Consider the following 3,312-nt stretch of genomic DNA (forward strand, 5'->3'; position numbering starts at 1 on the left):
AAGGCAATGAACACATATAAATCAATTGAAGAAAATTACAAAGAATTAACTATTCCACATTATTCTAAAACATAACCTAAAATAATTGCTAAAAACTAAAAACACAACTGCGACTGCGACTGAAAACTAAAAAATTCTCTGTGCGACTCTGTGAAACCTTTGTGAATCTCTGTGTAATAACAAAAACTTGAAACCCTTCAAACTTGAAACACCAAATTTCATCATACATAAAATTCCTTTTAAAATCCACCAACCAACACGGTGTGCACTCCCCTTTTGTCTATCATTTAGTTACAAAGTGTTTTTATGACCACTCAAAATATGACGCTTACAAAAGCATTTCAGCCTATAAAACACATCTGCTTCAAAATAAATCCAAAATAAAAATAACAGATTTAGGTGCAGGTTCGCAGGTTTCAAACCAAAAGGAACGTCTTGTTTCTGAAATTGCTCAAAATGCGGGTACTACCAATAAACGGGCGAAACTTTTATATCGACTTACCTCCTATTCTAAGTTTGAAAATATATTGGAATTGGGTACTTCTTTAGGTATTGCAACACAAGCCATGCATTTAGCAAATACGAATGCTAAAATAACAACTATTGAAGGTTGCCCGAATATTTCAGAATTCACAAAGGCTAATTTTGAAAAGCATCAATTAAAGAATGTCGATTTAATTACGGGGAATTTTAATACTGAGGTTAATGATTTGTCTTCACCTACCTACGACCTTATTTTTTTTGATGGCAACCACCAAAAAGAAGCAACTTTAAACTATTTTGAAACCTTATTACAAACCGCTCACAACAATTCTATTTTTATTTTTGATGATATCTATTGGTCGAAACCCATGACCGAAGCTTGGGAAACCATAAAACAACATCCAAAAATAACCGTTACCATTGATACCTTTTTTTGGGGATTGGTGTTTTTTAGAAAGGAACAGGTAAAGGAGCATTTTGTTGTTAGAGTTTAAGTGTGTCATTCAAGAAAATAATCCGCTTTTTAAATGAACTGGTTTAAACTTTTTTGATTGAAGCTAACCTGCCCCTCGTCAGCAGACAGAAAATAGCGGTTTTTTGCTCAATTGAAGGCTTTTTTGAACTGCATAGCATCGTTACGGAGTTATAAAAAGACGAAACCTGCCGGCAGGCAGGAGTGAGGGAAAAATATCATTTTGCAGCCAATTGAAAAAAATTTAAACCAGTTAAATATCAATATTTGAAGGTTTTTATTGATTTAAAAAACATGAACAAGTTTGAATTCGTTACTTTCTGCTGACAACCAAGTAACAGTCTGTATAATCAATTAAAACTGAGCATATCTTAAAGTAGGCAATAACCTAATAAAAAAACATTTGTACTTTTGGTATAAATATTGTACTTTTTGTTGTACATTTTTTTGTACATAAAAACAATATCATGAAAGCAATAATAATATCGACCCTGAGAAAGAGTATGAAAAAACAATTTGATTATGTTTTTAAATCAACTAAAACTAAAAAGACTTTATCCGTCAATTGATTATTAACATAACATTAGGTGCATTATTCTTTACTGACGTAATACCATTTTCCATAGAACTTGTAGATGAATACATTTCACTAGTCCCAATAATTTGATTATTTCCAGCTTTTAAATTAAAATAAGGGCTACTGTTTTTGGATTGTAATCTTTCGTATCTTGAATCATCCGTTGAATTTTTTCTTACGGATTCAATGCCATTTGTACATCCAGATTTAGCAGCATACCCTTCACTAGCCAGAATATTTTGTCCATTACCTGCTTTTAGTCTAAATCTAAACTCACCTTTTTTGTCTTTGTATATTTCAAATTTTGCCATAATAAATAGTTTTTTAATTATTTGGTATCCAATTTACGAAAAAGTCAATATATCAACTAATTAAATTATCTGAGGCTTTTGAAAATAAAATAAAGAGGTATAGAATTATTAAAATTTTAATAATTCTTTTAATCTCGTTTAATAAACCTTCCTATACTCAAAAATTAATGTAATAAGATGTACTTCGTCCATCTCCTTCAACTTTGAAAACTTTTAACTCCACTAATTTTTGTAAATCCCTTGTAGCTGTTGGTTTAGATGTTAGGGTAATCCGAATATATTTTTTAGCAGTCATACCACCTTCAAATCCTTTTGGTCCTTCTTCAAGCATACGTTTAACAACTTTTAATTGCCTATCATTTAATTGACTTTCATAATGGTCAAAAAGTTTAGATTTTTTCAGGGTAAAATCAATCAAGGATTCTGATTCATCTTGTGATTTCAATATAACGTCGATAAAATATTCAAGCCAAGAAGTAATTTCATTACTACTTTGCCCCATTTTCAAAGCATTATAATAATCTTTTTTCTTTGCTTCTATTGTTGCTGAAAGACTCAAGAGAACTGGGTAACCTACAGTCTGCGACAATGCTTTCTCAGCTATAGAACGTCCAATACGTCCGTTGCCATCTTCAAATGGGTGAATTGTTTCAAAATAAAGATGAGATATAGCCGATCGTATAGGGGCATATTTAATCATTTTAGAACCATTGGGAGCAGTCTCATTAAACCAAGCGATGAAGTTATCCATCTCTAATGGTATTTGCTTAGAAGGTGGTGCTTCAAAATGGACGATTGGTCTATCTATTCTTCCAGATACCACCTGCATAGGATCTTCATGTATCCGCCATGCGCCTATATTGATATTTGTGGCAGTAGGAAATATCATTTTATGCCAATCAAAAAGCTTTTTTTTAGTCAGTTTTTCAGCAAAGCTGTTTTGCACATCTGTTATAAGAGTTGCCATACTCTCAGCATTTTTATTTTTGACACTTTCCGGAGTAACATTAAGCCCCAAATTATTACGGATAGAGGAAAGCACATCTATTCTACTTAAATACTCGCCCTCTATTTCTGAGGTTTTAATGGCTTCAGCTACCATAATATTTATCATCGTTTGAGCATGATCTTCTATTGACATGGTTTTTAAAATTCCACTGATTCGCCCTGATTTTTCAGCAAAAGCATAGAGCTTATCCTCTAGCTTACTTATATCGTAGCTAAACTGTGTCCAATCTTTTTGTTGCCAATTATAGGTCATGAGTCGATTATATTATTTAATTAGCTCAAAAATAAACAAAATAATGAGCCGATTAACAAAACTAATCGGCTCATTATGGTTTATATTGATATTTTTACTATTATCTATCTTAAAAATTACTCAAGTTTCGCACCTTCCTTTAAGCTACTAATTTAGTTGGATTTAGCGGTTTTAGCCTTTGGTCTAAAAAAGCTAGAGAATCACTGTT

3 protein-coding genes are annotated in these 3,312 nt (G+C 31.9%); 1 reads left to right on the forward strand and 2 read right to left on the reverse strand.

The window, feature by feature from the left end; translation table 11 throughout:
- Positions 1-203: 203 nt before the first annotated feature.
- Complete coding sequence (locus tag ACU1LP_RS19375) at positions 204-977, forward strand: O-methyltransferase (protein WP_445737090.1); 774 nt, start codon at positions 204-206, stop codon at positions 975-977.
- A 539-nt stretch (positions 978-1,516) separates the two neighbouring features.
- Here the strand turns inward: ACU1LP_RS19375 and ACU1LP_RS19380 are convergent.
- Both ACU1LP_RS19380 and ACU1LP_RS19385 read right to left on the reverse strand, forming a co-directional pair.
- A complete protein-coding gene (locus ACU1LP_RS19380) occupies positions 1,517-1,843 on the reverse strand; it encodes a YegP family protein (protein WP_445737091.1) in 327 nt (108 codons plus the stop codon).
- A 157-nt stretch (positions 1,844-2,000) separates the two neighbouring features.
- A complete protein-coding gene (locus ACU1LP_RS19385; RefSeq protein ID WP_445737092.1) occupies positions 2,001-3,104 on the reverse strand; it encodes a Fic family protein in 1,104 nt (367 codons plus the stop codon).
- Between the last annotated feature and the right edge of the window lie 208 nt (positions 3,105-3,312).

This window comes from Mariniflexile sp., assembly GCF_052728615.1.